Annotated in this window: 14 protein-coding genes and 2 pseudogenes; 11 read left to right on the plus strand and 5 right to left on the minus strand. The window is 67.0% G+C overall.

Annotation, left to right across the window (positions count from 1 at the left end; genetic code table 11):
- Nucleotides 1-65: 65 nt before the first annotated feature.
- Nucleotides 66-1,766 (minus strand): L-lactate permease, encoded by a 1,701-nt coding sequence (locus tag B6N23_RS13525; RefSeq protein ID WP_305499811.1) that lies wholly within the window; start codon nucleotides 1,764-1,766, stop codon nucleotides 66-68.
- A gap of 358 nt (nucleotides 1,767-2,124) precedes the next feature.
- On the opposite strand from B6N23_RS13525, the gene B6N23_RS13530 reads away from it, so the two are divergent.
- A complete protein-coding gene (locus B6N23_RS13530) occupies nucleotides 2,125-2,832 on the plus strand; it encodes a glutathione S-transferase N-terminal domain-containing protein (RefSeq protein WP_169959135.1) in 708 nt (235 codons plus the stop codon).
- A 131-nt stretch (nucleotides 2,833-2,963) separates the two neighbouring features.
- The gene (locus B6N23_RS13535) at nucleotides 2,964-3,320 is read left to right on the plus strand and encodes a phasin family protein (RefSeq protein WP_305499815.1); all 357 of its coding nucleotides are present in this window, start codon (nucleotides 2,964-2,966) and stop codon (nucleotides 3,318-3,320) included.
- Nucleotides 3,321-3,428: 108 nt separating this feature from the next.
- Here the strand turns inward: B6N23_RS13535 and B6N23_RS13540 are convergent, their stop codons facing one another.
- From B6N23_RS13540 to uraD, 3 genes are all read right to left on the minus strand, one after another.
- Complete coding sequence (locus tag B6N23_RS13540; RefSeq protein WP_305499817.1) at nucleotides 3,429-4,052, minus strand: phosphoribosyltransferase; 624 nt, start codon at nucleotides 4,050-4,052, stop codon at nucleotides 3,429-3,431.
- 153 nt (nucleotides 4,053-4,205) lie between these two features.
- Nucleotides 4,206-5,609, minus strand: a complete 1,404-nt coding sequence (locus tag B6N23_RS13545) for a uracil-xanthine permease family protein (RefSeq protein WP_305499819.1) — start codon at nucleotides 5,607-5,609, stop codon at nucleotides 4,206-4,208.
- Nucleotides 5,610-5,922: 313 nt separating this feature from the next.
- Nucleotides 5,923-6,450: a 2-oxo-4-hydroxy-4-carboxy-5-ureidoimidazoline decarboxylase gene (uraD, locus tag B6N23_RS13550; RefSeq protein ID WP_305499820.1), complete on the minus strand. Its 528-nt coding sequence runs from the start codon at nucleotides 6,448-6,450 to the stop codon at nucleotides 5,923-5,925.
- Nucleotides 6,451-6,618: 168 nt separating this feature from the next.
- Here uraD and uraH point away from each other — a divergent pair, with 168 nt between their 5' ends.
- The 6 genes from uraH to B6N23_RS13580 all read left to right on the plus strand — a co-directional run bounded on the left by uraH (nucleotide 6,619) and on the right by B6N23_RS13580 (nucleotide 11,756).
- Nucleotides 6,619-6,978, plus strand: a complete 360-nt coding sequence (gene uraH / locus B6N23_RS13555; protein WP_305499821.1) for a hydroxyisourate hydrolase — start codon at nucleotides 6,619-6,621, stop codon at nucleotides 6,976-6,978.
- Nucleotides 6,979-7,064: 86 nt separating this feature from the next.
- Nucleotides 7,065-8,264: a urate hydroxylase PuuD gene (locus B6N23_RS13560; RefSeq protein ID WP_305499822.1), complete on the plus strand. Its 1,200-nt coding sequence runs from the start codon at nucleotides 7,065-7,067 to the stop codon at nucleotides 8,262-8,264.
- A 139-nt stretch (nucleotides 8,265-8,403) separates the two neighbouring features.
- Nucleotides 8,404-9,138 carry a GntR family transcriptional regulator gene (locus B6N23_RS13565; RefSeq protein WP_305499824.1) on the plus strand — a complete coding sequence of 245 codons (735 nt, stop codon included), beginning with the start codon at nucleotides 8,404-8,406 and terminating at the stop codon, nucleotides 9,136-9,138.
- Nucleotides 9,139-9,220: 82 nt separating this feature from the next.
- Complete coding sequence (gene puuE, locus B6N23_RS13570) at nucleotides 9,221-10,150, plus strand: allantoinase PuuE (RefSeq protein WP_305499826.1); 930 nt, start codon at nucleotides 9,221-9,223, stop codon at nucleotides 10,148-10,150.
- Between the two features lie 9 nt (nucleotides 10,151-10,159).
- Nucleotides 10,160-10,993 carry a bifunctional allantoicase/(S)-ureidoglycine aminohydrolase gene (locus B6N23_RS13575; RefSeq protein WP_305499828.1) on the plus strand — a complete coding sequence of 278 codons (834 nt, stop codon included), beginning with the start codon at nucleotides 10,160-10,162 and terminating at the stop codon, nucleotides 10,991-10,993.
- Between the two features lie 277 nt (nucleotides 10,994-11,270).
- A complete protein-coding gene (locus tag B6N23_RS13580) occupies nucleotides 11,271-11,756 on the plus strand; it encodes an ureidoglycolate lyase (protein WP_305499830.1) in 486 nt (161 codons plus the stop codon).
- Between the two features lie 153 nt (nucleotides 11,757-11,909).
- Here the strand turns inward: B6N23_RS13580 and tnpC are convergent.
- A pseudogene (tnpC, locus tag B6N23_RS13585) lies at nucleotides 11,910-13,361 on the minus strand (IS66 family transposase).
- A 131-nt stretch (nucleotides 13,362-13,492) separates the two neighbouring features.
- Between tnpC and gcl the strand changes: the two are divergent.
- The 3 genes and pseudogenes from gcl to B6N23_RS13600 all read left to right on the plus strand — a co-directional run.
- Nucleotides 13,493-15,268: a glyoxylate carboligase gene (gene gcl, locus B6N23_RS13590; protein WP_305499832.1), complete on the plus strand. Its 1,776-nt coding sequence runs from the start codon at nucleotides 13,493-13,495 to the stop codon at nucleotides 15,266-15,268.
- A gap of 156 nt (nucleotides 15,269-15,424) precedes the next feature.
- A complete protein-coding gene (hyi, locus tag B6N23_RS13595; protein ID WP_305499835.1) occupies nucleotides 15,425-16,204 on the plus strand; it encodes a hydroxypyruvate isomerase in 780 nt (259 codons plus the stop codon).
- A 71-nt stretch (nucleotides 16,205-16,275) separates the two neighbouring features.
- Nucleotides 16,276-17,196: pseudogene (locus tag B6N23_RS13600) on the plus strand (2-hydroxy-3-oxopropionate reductase); the annotation flags it as partial.
- Between the last annotated feature and the right edge of the window lie 68 nt (nucleotides 17,197-17,264).

Below are 17,264 nucleotides of genomic sequence, written 5' to 3' on the forward strand. Positions count from 1 at the left end.
TCGGCGGAAAATGACCGGGCCCCGCCGAGAGTCGGCGAGGCCCGGTGAGCGTCATGCTCGTGCCATCATCCGGCCCGCATCAAGGGGTCGGTCACACCGATCACGTAGAAGGCGATCAGCGCGATGATGCCGGTGAAGATCAGGTAGTAGATCGTCGGCAGGATGGTCTTGCGGATGGTGATGCCCTCGCGGCCCAGCAGGCCCACGGTGGCAGAGGCCGCGACCACGTTGTGGATGGCGATCATGTTACCCGCCGCGGCGCCCACGGCCTGCAGGGAGACCATCATGGCGGTGGAGACACCCAGTTGCTGTGCCACGTTGAACTGGAAGTCCGCCAGCATCAGTTTGGCCACGGTGTTGGAGCCGGCAATGAAGGCGCCCAGGGCACCCACGGCCGGGGCGAAGAAGGGATAGACCCCGCCCACACCGTCGGCGACGAACTGCGCCATGGCCACCGGCATGGAGACCAGGTCCGAGGCATTGACGCCGGAGTTGATCAGGATCCGCACCAGGGGGATGGTGAAGATCAGCACGAAGCCGGCGCCGAGGATGGTCTTCGAGGATTCGCCGAAGGCGGCCTTGAGCTCGCCCATGCGCATCTTGTGGAGCACGGCGGTGATCAGCACCACCATCAGCAGGATGCCGCCCGGCAGGTAGAGGGGGGCAATGCTGCCGGAAACGCCGGCCTCACCGAGGATGTTGCTCCAGCCGAAGGTCCAGGCATTGAGGGCGTCGCGCAACGGCTCGATGGTGCGAGAGGCGACCAGGATCACGGCCAGCAGCACGTAGGGCACCCAGCCCATCAGGGTGGAGATCGGCGCCTTGCCGGCGATGTCATCCAGCTTGATTTCCAGCTTGCCGATCCACTCGTCCGGCCAGGACTTGCGCTCGGGGAAGTCCCAGACATCCTTGGGAATCAGGAAGCCGCGACGGGCCGCCGGCACGACGATGGCCAGGCCGACCATGGCGCCGATCATCGACGGGAATTCCGGGCCGAGCAGCACGCCTGCCAGCATGTAGGGGACCACGAAGGCCACGCCGGCGAAGATCGCGAAGGGGGCAATGGAGAGGCCCTCCTTCCAGGATTTGTTGGCACCGAAGAACTTGACCATGATGACCACCATGATCAGCGGCATCAGGATACCGACGATGCCGTGGATCACGGCCACTTCTGCGGCGATCAGGCGGAAGTACTCCAGCCAGGTGTAGCCGCCGGCTTCCAGCGCCTCGGTGATGGCATCGCGGTTGATGCCGCCGGTGACACCCACCACGATGGGGGTGCCCACGGCGCCGAAGGAGACCGGGGTGGACTGGATCATCATGCCCACGACCACGGCGGCCAGCGCCGGGAAGCCGAGGGCCACCATCAGCGGGGCGGCCACGGCGGCCGGGGTGCCGAAGCCGGAGGCGCCCTCGATGAAGCAGCCGAACAGCCAGGCGACGATGATGGCCTGGACGCGGCGGTCGGGGCTGATGCCGGAGAAGCCGTTGCGGATCGCGGTGATGCCGCCGGAGTGCTTCAGGGTGTTGAGCAGCAGGATGGCCCCGAAGATGATCCACAGGATCGACACGGTGAGGATCAGACCCTGAAGGGTCGAAGCCAGTACCCGGTTGAAGCTCATGTCCCAGGCGAGCAGGGCGATGAGGGCGGTGACCACGTAGACGGCCGGCATGGCGGTCTTGGCCGGCATCCGCAAGCCGATCAGCAGTACACCGGCCAGCACCAGAGGCGTAAAGGCCAGCAGCGCAAGTAGGGTGTCATTCATGAGGCAGGTTTCCCCTCGACTGTTGTGATGATGTTGTCTGCAATGAGGTGGCGCGACTCCGCCTGCCGGGGGCGCGGCTGATGCGCGAAAGATACGCCCTGGGAGCGTTGACTCGCCAGCGGTGGAAAATTGGTATTACCAATCGATTTCTTGTTTTCGCAATACCTGAAATAAGGAAATGCCTTTTTCAACAATGGGTTGTTCGGAAGCGCTCGAGATCTGCCGCGAAACGGCGCCTCCTGACTATAGACTAAAGGACAGGGAGGGCAGGGCCGGATGGACCACGGCATGCCGCGTGGCGGGGGCGGGAAAAGGCTGGCACACTGCCGGGACACGCCAATCGCAACGGGGGAACGTCATGACACGGGTGCTCTTTGATCTCTGCGGCATCGATGAGGGGCTGCGCTTCTCGCCCTACTGCTGGCGGGTGCGCTATGCGCTTGCCCACAAGGGGCTGGAGGCCGAGACCCGCCCCTGGCGCTTCAATGACAGGGCGGCGCTGGCCTTTGCCGATCACGACAAGGTGCCGGTGCTGGTCGACGGTGACGAGACGATCACCGACAGCTACGCCATCCTGCGCTACCTGGATCGCGCCTACCCCGAGTCCCCGCTGTTCGGTGACGCCCTGGCCGAGGGGCGAGCGAGTTTCCTCAAGCACTACGCGGAGCGCTCCCTGCAGCCGGCCATGTTGCGCACCATCATCATGGATCTGCTCAACGCCATTCACCCCGACGATCGCGACTACTTCCGCGAGACCCGCGAGAAGCGCCTCGGTCGCACCCTGGAGGAGTTCCACTCCCCGGCGAAGGGGCTCTCGCAGCTGGATGCGGCGCTCGAGCCGCTGCGCGGTCGCCTGAAGGAGGCGGACTACATCGACGGCGAGGCGCCCGCGGCCGGTGACTACCTGGTGTTCGGCAGCTTCATGTGGGCGCGCTGCGTGTCGAGCGCCGACCTGGTCTCCAATGCCGACCCGGTCTACGCCTGGCTCGAGCGCATGCTCGACCAGCACGGCGGCCTGGGTCGCCGCGCCATGCGCATCACCGATATCGAGGGGGCCTACCGCTGACCGTAAGGAAGCGGCTGGAGGCATGAGCAGAATGGTCCTTCGCCATGTTGCATCGCACAATATCGCCTGCTATGTTGCAATGCAGCGCAGGGCGAAATGCCCTGTCTTCCCAAGGTAGACGGAGGTGTTCCATGACCAAGGCAACCACCCAGAAGGCCACCGAGCAGTTCGAGGGCCTGTTCGTCGCGCCGGCCCGCGCCTATGGCTCCCTGACGCTCGAGTACTACGAGAAGCTGATGGCCGCCCAGATGGAAGCGGCCCGGACCTATACCGACCTCGGCCTGGCTCAGGCGCGCGCCTGGGTCGACGCCCGCGACGTCGAGGGCTTCAAGAAGACCATGGAGGGCCAGCAGAAGGCGGCCCAGGACCTGGGCGAGCGGATGAAGGCCGATGCCGAGAAGGTCAATGCCCTCGGCCAGGATTTCCTGCAGAAGAGCCAGAAGCTGGTCGAGGAGAGCATGAAGTCCGCGACCGCCGCCGCCAAGTAAGGCAGGCGCCGGCGCTACGCCGGCCGCGACATCGAACGGGCCGCCCCACCTCGGGGCGGCCCGTGTCGTTGGTGGCCCGTGACGCTGGTGGCCGCCGAGGCGGCCGGCTCAGGGGGTCGCCTGACCCAGCAGGCGGATTACCTCGCTATCCTCCACCTGGCCGAAGTCGGCGAAGAACTGTCCCACCGCACCGAAGCGGTTCGGGGCCTCGGGGCAGACCACCTCGTCGGCCAGGGCCTCAAGCCGTGCCAGGGTATCCGGGGGGGCCACGCCGAGGGCGGCGATGAGCCGGGCCGGTGCGCGCTGGCGCAGGGTGGCGAGTGCCGCGGCCATGGTGGCCCCGGTGGCGCTGCCGTCGTCCACCACCACCACCGTCCGCCCGACCGGGTCGATGGGCGAGCGCACCGGCGTATAGCGGCGGCGGCGTTCGTCGATCAGCTGGCGCTGCTCCTCGATCGCCCTGGTCAGCCACTCCTCGCGGCACTGCCCGGCCTGCTCCTCCAGGTGCACGCTGCCGTCCTCGCTGACCGCCCCGATGGCGTACTCGGGGTTGCCGGGCGCGCCGATCTTGCGCACCAGCACCACGTCCAGCTCGCCCTCCAGGGCGTCGGCGATCACCCGGCCCATGGGCACGCCGCCGCGGGGAATGGCCAGCACCAGGGGGCGCTCCCCCTTCAGGTGGCCCAGGGCCTCGGCCAGGCGCCTAGCCGCCTCCAGTCGGTCGCGGTACATGGCTATCCCTCCGCAATGCGTTCGAGAGAAGTCTAGCCGAGGTGGCCGGGGCGAGCAGGCGAAGACGTGCGCGCCGCCGGGGTCTCCGGCGGCGCCTGGGTGGCGAAAAGGTGGTGGACAGGGGGCGGCTAGCAGGGGAGGCGAAGTCGGGCGTCAGGCGTTGGACTCGGCCTTGCCGGCCTCGGCCTTGCCGGCCTCGGCCTCGACGGCCTCGCCGCCGCGCTGGCGCTTCGGCTTGCCGGGCAGGATGGCGTCGAGCAGCAGGGCGGCCAGCGCCGCCGGGACCAGGCCCGACTTCAGCAGCAGTCCCACCTGGCCGGGCATGGTCTCGGAGATCGCCTCCACGGCGGGCAGGCCGATGCCGAGGCTCAGGGAAACCGCAATGATCAGCATGGCGCGCTGGTCGAGCTCGCACTCCTGGATGATCTTGAGGCCCGCCGAGGCGATCATGCCGAACATCACCACGCCGGCACCGCCCAGCACCGCGTGGGGCATGGCCGCCACCAGGCCGCCCAGCTTGGGAAACAGCCCCATGCAGATCAGCAGGATGCCACCGATGGTCACCACATGGCGGCTAACCACGCCGGTCAGGGTGATCAGGCCCACGTTCTGGGCGTAGGCGGTGTTGGGCAGGGTGTTGAAGAGCGCGGCGAAGGAGGTGGCCACGCCGTCGGCCATCACGCCGCCCGAGAGCTCGCGGTCCTTGGCCGGGCGGCCCGCGCCGCCGGTGGTGATGGCCGAGATGTTGCCGATGGTCTCCAGCCCCACCACGAACATGATCAGCACCATGCCGACGATGGCGGTGAGGTGGAACTCCATCCCGTACTGCAGCGGTCTCGGCACGGCGAACCAGGCCGCCTCGCGCAGGTTGGTGAAGTCCACCATGCCCAGTGCGATGGCCACCAGGTAGCCGGCCAGCAGCCCGAAGAGGATCGAGGAGGCCTTGACGAAACCGCGGCCCAGCTGGTGAACGGCGATGCACACCACCAGCACGAAGAGCGCCAGCAGCAGGTTGGTGGGCGAGGCGAAGTCGTCGGATCCCACGCCGCCGGCGGCGTAGTTGAGGCCTACCGGCATCAGCGTGATGCCGATCAGCAGCACCACGATGCCCGTGACCACCGGCGAGAACCAGTGGCGGATCTTCCTGAGGAAGGCCCCCAGCACCACCTGCAGCAGGCCGGCGATCAAGGAGGCTCCGAGCACGGCGGCCAGCCCGAAGGCGTTGGCCAGGGGTAGCGCCACCGGCAGGAAGCCGAAGCTGGTGCCCTGGACGATGGGCAGGCGGGCGCCGATGGGGCCCACGCCAATGGTCTGGATCAGGGTCGAGACCCCGGCCACGAAGAGGGCCACCTGGATCAGGAAGATCGTCTCGCCGGTGGCGGCGCCGATCACGCCGGCGATGATGATCGGCGGGGTCACGTTGCCGGCGAACATCGCCATGATGTGCTGCAGCCCCAGGGGAATCGCCTTGGAGAGCGGCGGCATCGCGTCCGGGTCGCGGTTGATGGTGCGAGTGGGGTTCGTCTCGGGATGGGGCGCGGAACGGGGTCTGGTCATGGTCGGGCTCGCAGCTTGGGTTGTTGTCGGTGCTGGCGTGCGGGTCGTGAGGCTGGCCGGTTGTTATCGTGATTGAGGCCAATCCATGCCTTTAAATGTACACAATATGACTCTGTTTGAAAGACATCTGGATGATTTCCCGGAACTCATTTTACGGATCCCTTGTTGATCAGTGGGTTATCCGTTATCTATTGACCGTTTGGTCATGTCGTGATCGAGTGCAGGGGGCCAGCCCGAACGACAAAAGCCCCGCGGAGGAAGCCGCGGGGCTGGCATGAGGGGCGCCGAGCGAAGCGTGGGGTGAAGGAGAGCCCTAGCCCTCCGCGCGGGCCTGCAGGCGGAACAGGGCGATGCGATTGATCTGCTCCACCGCGGTGCGGCGCTCCTCGGCCGGGGTGTTCTCCAGGCGCACCTCGAAGGCGTCGAGGATGGCGAAGCGGTCGCTGCCCTTCACCGCCATCACGAAGGGAAAGCCGAACTTCGCCTTGTAGGCCTCGTTGAGCCGCTCGAAACGGGCCAGCTCCTCCGGCGAGCACTGGTCGAGGCCGGCGCCGGCCTGCTCGCGAGTGGAGTCGTCGGTGAGGGTGCCGGCCAGTGCCGCCTTGCCGGCCAGGTCCGGGTGGGCGCGGATCACTTCCAGCTGGCGCTCGGCGGGGGCGGAGGAGAGCACCTCGCCCATCGCCTCGGCCAGCCCTGCGGGGGTGTCCTGGGTGGCGGAGAGGCCCTTCTCCCAGGCCAGTTCGGCGACCCAGGGGGAGTGTTCGTAGATCTCGCCGTAGGCGGCCACGAAGGCGGCCTTGTCCAGCTGGCTGGGGCGCGGGTTCAGGTTCCGGTCGCTCATGGTGATGCTCCTGCAGGGGGTGGTCTTGTCGCTGTCTGCGGTGTGTCTCGGTTAAATGTATACAAAAAATGTTTTGAAATGTACTGCAAGAATGGCTAAAACTGTTTTCATGCTACGGCACCCGGTCCGATCACGACAATCCACAACGCGACACGAGGAGCACCCGCCATGGGACGCCTGACTACCCACGTACTCGACACCGCCCAGGGGCGACCGGGCAAAGGTATCCGCATCGAGGTCTTTCGCCTGGAGGGCGAGCAGCGCATTCGCCTGAAGGAGGTCGTCACCAACGACGACGGCCGCTGCGATGCGCCGATCCTTGAGGGCGAGGGCTTCGCCGTCGGCCAGTACGAGCTGGTCTTCCACGCCGGCGACTACCTGCGTGCCCAGGCCCAGGGCGTCGAGGCCGAGGAGCCGCGCTTCCTGGATGTGATTCCGCTGCGCTTCGGGGTGGCCGATGCCGGCGCGCACTATCATGTGCCGCTGCTGCTCTCGCCCTATGGCTACTCCACCTACCGCGGCAGCTAGCCGAGCGCTGGCGGCGCTCGCCAATCTTTCAGACCAGGGCTGGTTGCCAGTCACCAACAACAATGCCATGAGTCGAGGCTCCCCTGATGCAAGCCTATCTGCTGGACTTCGGAAACTTCATGCTGCGCTGGCTGCACGTCATCGCGGCCATCGCCTGGATCGGCGAGTCGATCTACTTCGTGATGCTGGACAACAGCCTGAGGAAGCCCAAGGCTGCCGAGGACCGCGACAAGGGGGTCTTCGGCGAGATGTGGGCGGTGCACGGTGGCGGCTTCTACCATAACCAGAAGTACGCTACGGCGCCGGCCAGGCTGCCCGATGACCTGCACTGGTCGTTCTGGAAGTCCTATACCACCTGGCTGTCGGGCTTTGCGCTCTTCGTGCTGCTCTACATGGCCAACCCGAGCTTCTATCTGGTCAACCCCAATGCCAGCTGGGAGTGGGCCGCCACCATGAGCGGCTGGCAGGCCAACGTGCTGGCGCTGCTCTTCCTGGTCGGTGGCTGGGTGGTCTACAACGAGCTGTGCAAGCGCATCAGCCCCGACATGACCCGGGATGGCCTGCTGAGCATCGCGGTGGCCGTGATGATGGTCGTGGTGGCCTGGCTCAGCACCCAGCTCTTCGCCGGCCGCGCCGCCTTCCTGATCACCGGCGCGGTGATGGCCACGGCGATGTCCGCCAACGTCTTCTTCTGGATCATTCCCGGCCAGCGCCGCATGGTGGCCGCCATGAAGGCGGGCGAGGCCCCCAACCCCCTGGACGGCAAGCGCGGCAAGCAGCGCTCGGTGCACAACACCTACTTCACCCTGCCGGTGGTGCTGCTGATGATCAGCAACCACTACTCCTTCGCCTACTCCCACCAGCAGGCCTGGGTGATCATGTCGCTGTTCATCTTCGCCGGGGCCCTGATCCGTCAGTTCTTCGTGCTGATGCATGCCGGCAGCGTCAAGCCCGCCTACCCGGCGGCCGGCGTGGCGCTGATCGCCTTGGCGTTCTGGATCGCCGCCCCCGCGCCGTCACCCGCCGCCGACCCGGATCGTGCCGCGGTGAGCCTCGAGGAGGTCCACGCCATCATGGAGACCCGCTGCGCCTCCTGCCATGCCAGCCAGCCCACCCAGCCCGGCTTCAACGCGCCGCCGGCCGGGGTCGCCTATGACTCCCCGCAGCAGACCGCCGCCCAGCGTGCCCAGATCCAGCAGGTGGTGGCCAGCGGCTACATGCCCCTGGGCAACATGACCGGCATGACCGACGAGGAGCGCGAGGCCATCGCCGCCTGGTCCCGATGACGCCCCTCTGTGCTCGCGCCCGGCAGGGACCCGCCTCGCGGCGGGTCCTTGTCGTTGAAGAGATGACTCTGCCCGCCTGGCGTATACAATCATCTCCAGACGCCCGCCACGGGCGGCCAACTGCTACCGGGAGAGAGGGATGAGTCAGCGCCATATCGAGAGCCAGCGCAAGGCGTCGGGAAGCGGACGCGGCAAGGACGGCGACGGCGCCGAGCGTCACGAGGCCATCTATCGCTCGATCAGCGATGCGATCATCGAGCACCGGCTCAAGCCCGGCGCCCGCCTGCGTGAGGATGCCCTCGCCGAGGTGTTCGGCGTCAGCCGCACCGGTATCCGCAAGATCCTGCAGCGCCTGGCGCTTGAGCAGCTGGTCACCCTGACCCCCCGCCGCGGGGCCAGCGTCACGCGCCCCACCGCCGACGAGGCCAAGGATGTCTTCGATGCCCGCCAGATGGTGGAGTGCGGCCTGATGCCCGAGGTGGCCCGGCGCATCACCACCGAGGAGGCGGGCGAGCTGCGTCTGCTCAGCGAGCGCGAGCAGCGGGCGGTGAAGGAGGGGGAGCATAGTGCGGGCATCCGCCTCTCCGCGGAGTTCCATACCCGCCTGGCCAGGGTCTCGGGGAACGCTACCCTGGCCGAATTCGTCGGCCGGCTCTGTTCGCGCTCCTCGCTGATCCTCGCCGTCTATGGCAATGCCGGCCATCTGGGTTGCGAGACCCATGATCATGATGCCCTGATCGCATGCCTGGAGGCCGGTGAAGGCGAAACGGCGGCCGCGCTGATGTCGCAGCACCTGAAAGCCGTGGAGGCCACGCTCTCCATGGTGGAGGAGGAGGAGGAGGCTCCCGACCTGCAGGCCATCTTCGCATCCTGAACCTTGCGGGTTCGGGCTTGCATGACGAAGGCGACAGCGCTAAATTCATTATGTATACAATAAATACAGGAATTGAGTGCAAATGACGATCGCCGACTACCCTCGCGACCTGATCGGCTACGGCCGCAACCCGCCCCATGCCAACTGGCCCGGCCGGGCGAGGATCGCCGTGCAGTTCGTGCTCAACTACGAGGAGGGGGGCGAGAACTGCGTGCTGCACGGCGACGCCGGCTCCGAGCAGTTTCTCTCCGAGATCATCGGGGCGGCGGCCTATCCGGACCGCCACCTGAGCATGGAATCGATCTACGAGTACGGCTCCCGGGCGGGGGTATGGCGGATCCTGCGCGAGTTCGAGCGCCGCGGCCTGCCGCTCACCGTCTTCGGGGTGGCCATGGCGCTGGAGCGCCACCCGGAGGTGGCCCACGCCTTCAAGGAGCTGGGCCACGAGGTCGCCTGCCACGGCTATCGCTGGATCCACTACCAGGAGATGCCGGAGGCACAGGAGCGCGAGCACCTGAAGCAGGCCATGGCGATCTTCCAGCGCCTCTATGGCGAGAAGCCCCAGGGCTGGTACACCGGTCGCGACAGCCCCAACACCCGCCGGCTGGTGCTGGACGAGGGCGGCTTCCTCTATGACAGCGACTACTATGGTGACGACCTGCCGTTCTGGACCCGCGAGCGCGACAGCCAGGGGGTCGAGCACGACCACCTGATCGTGCCCTACACCCTGGACAGCAACGACATGCGCTTCGCCGCGCCCCAGGGCTTCAACACCGCCGACCACTTCTTCACCTACCTGCGTGACGCCTTCGACGTGCTCTATGCAGAGGGGGAGGAGTCGCCCAAGATGCTCTCCATCGGCATGCACTGCCGCCTGCTGGGGCGGCCGGGCCGCTTCCGCGCCCTGCAGCGCTTCCTGGACCATATCGAGAGCCATGACCGGGTCTGGGTGGCGCGTCGGGTGGATATTGCCCGCCACTGGGCCGAGCATCATCCGGCACCGCAAGCCTGAGGACATACCATGAAACCACGTACCTACTACGCACCCACCGGCGGTCATCCGCCCCAGACTCAGCTGCTCTCCGACCGAGCGGTGTTCACCGAGGCCTATGCGGTGATTCCCAAGGGCGTCTTCGGCGATATCGTCACCAGCAACCTGCCGTTCTGGGAGGGCACCCGGCTGTGGGTGCTGGCGCGCCCGCTCTCCGGCTTCGCCGAGACCTTCTCCCAGTACATCATGGAGGTCGCCCCCGGCGGCGGCAGCGAGCGCCCCGAGATCGACCCCGAGGCCGAAGGGGTGCTCTTCGTGGTGGAGGGCGAGATGACCCTGACACTCGCCGGCGAGCGCCACGCCATGGGCCCCGGCGGCTACGCCTTCATCCCGCCGGGCAGTGACTGGCAGGTCAGGAACGAAGCCGAGGCGCCGGTGCGCTTCCACTGGGTGCGCAAGGCCTATGAGCGGGTCGAGGGCATCGAGGTGCCGGAGGCCTTCGTCACCAACGAGAACGACCTCGAGCCCAACCCCATGCCGGGCACCGAGGGGCGCTGGGCCACCACCCGCTTCGTCGATCCGAACGACGTGCGCCACGACATGCACGTCAATATCGTCACCTTCCAGCCCGGCGCGGTGATCCCCTTCGACGAGACCCACGTCATGGAGCACGGCCTCTACGTGCTGGAGGGCAAGGCGGTCTACCACCTCAACCAGGACTGGGTCGAGGTGGAGGCGGGCGACTTCATGTGGCTGCGTGCCTTCTGCCCTCAGGCCTGCTACGCCGGCGGCCCGGGGCCCTTCCGCTACCTGCTCTACAAGGACGTCAACCGCCATCCCAGGCTGCGCCTGGGTGGCCGCTGAGCATTCAGGCGGCTGCCCGAGACTCGCGAGCTGCGTTGGCGGGGCTCGAGGCTGATCCGGCGACAGGCCCCGGGGTGCCGGACCAGATCGGGGGCGCTGTGAACCCCTCCCTGGGCGCAGATGCCCTGCTTCGCTCTCGCGTCCTGCTCCGCTTGCAGGACCGGTGCTGGCCCTCCATGGCCAGCCCGTTCGAAGCAGTGCTTCTCACCCCTGGCATAGGACCCCCTCCAGGCCTGTCCCCGGCGCCTCTCGCATCCAACGTCGGAGATACAAGAACATGCTGGAACTGAAAGCCGAACCGCTGACCGCCGAGGCCTTCGCCCCCTTCGGCGAGGTGATCGACGCCCGGGCGTCGGCGTGGTTTCCCATCAACGCCGGGCGCACCCGGCGCCACCACGACCTGGCGACGGTCGAGACCCTGGGGGAGGGCGCGCGGACGCTGATCAGCCTCTTCGTCAGCCAGCCGGTGACGGTCCCCCTGGAACTCGACTTCCTGGAGCGCCATCCTCTGGGCAGCCAGGCCTTCATGCCGCTCCATGAAGAAAGGTTTGTGGTGGTCGTGGCGCCGCCGGGCGAGACCATCGATCCCGCCGAGGTGCGCGCCTTCGTCACCGACGGCCGTCAGGGGGTCAACTACCGCGCCGGCACCTGGCACGCCATCCAGTCGGTGCTGGAGCGGGAAGGGGAGTTTCTCGTCGTCGATCGCGGCGGCGAGGGGAACAACTGCGACGAGCATCCGCTGGCGCTGCGCGTGACGCTCTGATCAGGGCGCTTCCGGACTGAGGTTCTGTACCCAAGCGGCTGATACTGCTTGGGTATTTTCTTTTTTGAGTTTTTATGAAAATATTTTCCAGTATTCGTTGACGGCGCGCCGTTTCGGTCCTAATCTCGATATACAAAATAATTTTCCAAGTAACTATTCAGCACCGGTTGGCTGAGTCGGGGCTTCTTGCTGCATGAAGGCTGGCACCTCCCCCGCAAACAGTTGCTCCAGTGCGGTATGCGCCGCTACCCCTTGCTTGACGGCGGTCGAGAGAAAGCTACGCATGCGGCAGAAGATCTCAGCACCCTCCCAGGAGCGGAAACAGCCCGAGATTTTCTGCTGGACCTTGGTCATTCGCAGATCGCGCTCCCCCTGGTTGTTGGTGAAGGGAGCGGCAGGGTCGTCGAGGAAGCGCAACACGTCGTCCTCGTACGCCTGGAGGCGTTCCAGGAGGTTGCGCGACTTGGTGCGCTTGGCCCGGCCTCGCGTTCCAGGTGGCGGTTTCACCGGCGGGGGGCACTCGGCGTCCCCTTTCGCCAGGCAATCTCGATAGCGCTGCCGCCCAGGCTCGGGTCTCATCGGCCGAGAGGCAGCCGTCGGCCACCTCCACGGCGCGATGCATCTCCAACAACAGGTCATGCAAGGCCTTGGCCCATGCCTGGCCATCGTTCTCCCAGGCCGCTGTCAGCTCCCGAAGGTGGTGCGCATTACAGAGCGCGTGCCGGCAATCCGGATAGCGGTAGTAGGGCTTCCAGTGATCATGCACCAGCACGCCACGCACGAAGGGCAATACGCCGATGGCGTCCATCGCTTCCTGGCCGCGCTTGGGGTGCGGGGCCAACCAGGTCAGGGCCTCGTTGGAGGCGCTGTGTAGCCAGTAGCGTTTGCCACCGACCTGCATTCCGGTTTCATCGGCATGGACGGTGGCTGCTTCACGTAGCGCCGGGATCACCCACTCGGCGAACGCCTCGGCCCGCTGGTAGGCCTCCTGGTTGAAGGCGAACAGGGTGCCGGTGCTCAGCGACAGGCCGCACTGCGAGGTGAGCAACTCGCGGATATACGCGCATAGGGCAACAGCTGATACTGGGAGAGATAGACGACATGCGCCTTGAGGCGAGGGCCATACTGGATGGGGCGAGTCACGCCCTCGGGGAATGGCGCCACGTAGCGTTGCCCCTGATCATCTTCGAGGACCTCAGCCTGATATTCGGTGACCACGGCCTGGATTACGATGTCCTGCACTTGGCGCGTTTCGACGCCGACCGGGCGGTAAGAACGCCCCTTGGGGAGTTGCCGACGATCGACACGGAGCTTGACCACCTCGTCGGGGTCCGTCACCGGCGCCAACGTCTTACCCTCATGCCCTGGCTGTCCGCCGGGGCGCCGCTCGCCTTTGGCGCGCGAGCGGCGCTGGCGATTGGGATCCTGGGACGGTGGCTTGCTGCTGTTGCGGCTACTGGTGGCCAGGCGATCGGCCATGAGCTTGACCAGCAGCATCAGCACATCGATGGCGGCACGCAGCGACGGCGAGACCGTCTGGTCTTCCTTGAGCTGCTGCCGGACCCGCTCCAGGGCCTCGTCGACGTTGATATCGCTGATGGTCATATCACCGCATAGGTGTGCCGAATGATGCTGTGCACTATGCCAGAAAAATCAGCTGGTTGGCGATACCCCATCCGCAGCCACCTGAATAGTTACTTTTCCAAAAACAAAATCCCTCACTGGAGGATCCCGTCATGGCCCGCATGACCGCTGCAGAAGCCGCCGTTCACGTTCTCAGGAAGGAAGGCATCGAGGTCGCTTTCGGGGTGCCCGGCGCCGCCATCAACCCCTTCTACGCCGCCCTGCGCCAGGTGGGGGGCATCGACCATATCCTCGCCCGCCACGTCGAGGGCGCCTCCCACATGGCCGAGGGCTATACCCGGACGAAGGCCGGCAATATCGGGGTGTGCGTCGGCACCTCCGGTCCCGCCGGTACCGACATGATCACCGGGCTCTATTCGGCCAGCGCCGATTCCATCCCGATCCTCTGCATCACCGGCCAGGCGCCCCGCCCCCGGATGCACAAGGAGGACTTCCAGGCGGTGGATATCCAGGCGATCGCCGGCCCCGTCACCAAGTGGGCGGTCACCGTGCTGGAGCCCGCCCAGGTGCCGCGGGTCTTCCAGCAGGCCTTCCACCTGATGCGCTCCAGCCGCCCGGGCCCGGTGCTGATCGACCTGCCCATCGACGTGCAGATGAGCGAGATCGAGTTCGACCCCGACACCTACGAGCCGCTTCCCGCCTTCAAGCCCCGTGCCACCCGTGCCCAGGCCGAGAAGGCCATCGCCATGCTGCAGGCGGCCGAGCGCCCGCTGATCGTGGCCGGCGGCGGCATCTTCAACGCCGACGCCAGCGACCTGCTGCTCGAGTTCGCCGAGCTCACCGGGGTGCCGGTGATCCCGACCCTGATGGGCTGGGGTGCCATCCCCGACGACCATCCGCTGATGGCCGGCATGGTGGGGCTGCAGACCTCCCACCGCTACGGCAATGCCACCCTGCTCGCCGCGGACTTCGTGATGGGCATCGCCAACCGCTGGGCCAATCGCCACACCGGCAACGTCGAGACCTACACCCGGGGCCGCACCTTCGTGCACGTGGACATCGAGCCGACCCAGATCGGGCGCATCTTCGGGCCGGACTACGGCATCGTCTCCGACGCCCGGGCGGCGCTCGAACTCTTCATCGAGGTGGCCCGCGAGCTCGACGCGGCCGGCCGGCTCAAGCGCCGTGGCCGCTGGGCGGAGGAGTGCCAGGAGCGCAAGCGCACCCTGCTGCGCAAGACCCACTTCGACAACGTGCCGGTCAAGCCCCAGCGGGTCTTTGAAGAGATGAACCGCGTCTTCGGCCGCAACACCCGCTATGTCAGCACCATCGGGCTGTCACAGATCGCCGGTGCCCAGTTCCTGCACGTCTATCAGCCGCGCCACTGGATCAACTGCGGCCAGGCGGGCCCGCTGGGCTGGACCATCCCGGCGGCCCTGGGGGTACGGCGCGCTGACCCGGAGGCCGAGGTGGTAGCCCTCTCCGGCGACTATGATTTCCAGTTCATGGTCGAGGAGCTGGCCGCCGGTGCCCAGTTCAACCTGCCCTGGATCCACGTGCTGGTGAACAACTCCTACCTGGGGCTGATTCGCCAGGCCCAGCGCGGCTTCGACATGGACTACTGCGTGCAGCTCTCCTTCGAGAATATCAACTGCCCGGAGATCAACGGCTACGGAGTGGATCACGTCTCGGTGGTGGAGGGGCTGGGCTGCAAGGCGCTGCGCGTCACCCGGCCCGAGGAGATCGCCCCGGCGCTGGAGGAGGCCCGCCGCCTGATCGCCGAGCACCGCGTGCCGGTGGTGGTGGAGGTGATCCTCGAGCGGGTGACCAATATCGCCATGGGCACCGACCTGGACGGCGTGAACGAGTTCGAGGCCCTGGCCGAGAACCACGAGGATGCGCCTACCTCCATCGCCGCCCTCGTTTGAATCTTTCACCTCATCGAAGGGCGCTGGGGGCAGGCCAGAGAGGAGGTCCTATGCCAGGGATGGCGTCGGTAGCGCCCAGGGAGGGGTTCACAGCGCCTCCGAACAGGCCTGTCGCCAGACAAGCCCGGACAACTATAGCGACCCAAGGAGTTTCCCATGCCCAAGTTTGCCGCCAACCTCAGCATGCTGTTCACCGAGGTGGAGTTTCTCGACCGCTTCGAGGCCGCCGCCCGGGCCGGCTTCAAGGGAGTGGAGTACCTCTTTCCCTATGACTACCCGGCCGAGGAGCTCAAGCGGCGCCTGGACGCCAACGGCCTGACCCAGGTGCTCTTCAACCTGCCTGCCGGCGACTGGGCCGCCGGGGAGCGTGGCATCGCCTGCCACCCAGATCGCGTCGAGGAGTTCCGCGAGGGCGTTGAGCGCGCCATCGCCTATGCCCGAGTGCTGGGCAATACCCAGGTCAACTGCCTGGCCGGCATCAAGCCCGAGGGGGGGAGCGACGACCAGGCGCGCGCCACCCTGGTGGAGAACCTGCGCTTCGCCGCCGAGAAGCTCGCGGCTGCCGGCATCCGGCTGATCGCCGAGCCGATCAACACCCGGGACATCCCCGGCTTTTTCCTCAATCGCACCGAGCAGGCGCTCGCCATCTTCGACGAGGTGGGCAGCGACAACCTCAAGCTGCAGTACGACATCTACCACATGCAGATCATGGAGGGGGACCTGGCGCCGACCATGGAGAAGCACCTCGCGCGCCTCGCCCACGTGCAGATCGCCGACACCCCCGGCCGCCACGAGCCCGGCACCGGCGAGATCCACTACCCCTTCCTGTTCGCCCATCTGGACCGGCTGGGCTACGACGGCTGGATCGGCGCCGAGTACAAGCCGGCCGGCCGCACCGAGGAAGGGCTGGGCTGGCTGGACGCGGTGCGGAGCTGAGAGCGCTGTTCATAGCGAGAGGCGCCGGAACAGCCTCGCGCGGTAAGTAGCCTTCTAGCCAGGATGACAACGACAAGAGGAGAGTGACGATGAGCAAGATTGGATTTATTGGCCTCGGCATCATGGGCCGCCCCATGGCGGGCCACCTGCTGGACGCCGGCCACGAGGTCGTTACCGTCAGGCGCGGCACGCTGGACGCCACCCTGGCCGAGAAGGGCCTGCGCGAGCTCGATAGCCCCGCGGCGGTGGCCGCCGAGGCCGAGGTGATCATCACCATGGTCCCGGATACCCCGGACGTCGAGGAGGTGCTGTTCGGCGAGGGGGGCGTCATCGAGGGGCTCAAGCCCGGCACCCTGGTGATCGACATGAGTTCCATCGCCCCCATCGCGACCCAGGGCTTCGCCAGGCGCATCCATGAGGCGGGCGGCGAGTACGTCGACGCCCCGGTCTCCGGCGGCGAGGGCGGGGCCATCAATGCGGCCCTGACCATCATGGTGGGCGCCACCGACGAGGGCTTCGAGCGCGCCCGCCCGATCCTGGAGGTGATGGGCAAGACCATCACCCATATCGGCGGCCATGGCGCCGGCCAGACCTGCAAGGGGGCCAACCAGATCGTGGTGGCCCTGACCATCGAGGCGGTGGCCGAGGGGCTGCTGTTCGCCTCCAAGGCCGGTGCCGACGTGGCCAAGGTGCGCGAGTCGCTGCTCGGCGGCCTCGCCCAGTCGAAGATCCTCGACGTCCACGGCGCGCGCATGATCGAGCGCACCTTCGACCCGGGCTTCCGCATCCGGCTGCACCAGAAGGACCTCAACCTGGCCCTCGAGGGGGCGCGCAGCCTCGACCTGGCGCTGCCCGGTACCGCCAACGCCCAGCAGCTGTTCCAGGCCTGCGCCGCCCTGGGCGGCGGTGACTGGGACCACGCCGGCATCCTGCGCGCCCTGGAAGCGCTGGCCGGCCATGAGGTCGGCCAGTCGCCGGCCAACCCGGCATGAGTCGGTTCGCCGCCCCGGTTCTCGGGGCGGCGGCGACAGGGAGGTGACTGCTCCCTGAGGGCAGGCGT

This window comes from Halomonas alkalicola (assembly GCF_030704205.1).
Taxonomy (GTDB): Bacteria; Pseudomonadota; Gammaproteobacteria; order Pseudomonadales; family Halomonadaceae; genus Halomonas; species Halomonas alkalicola.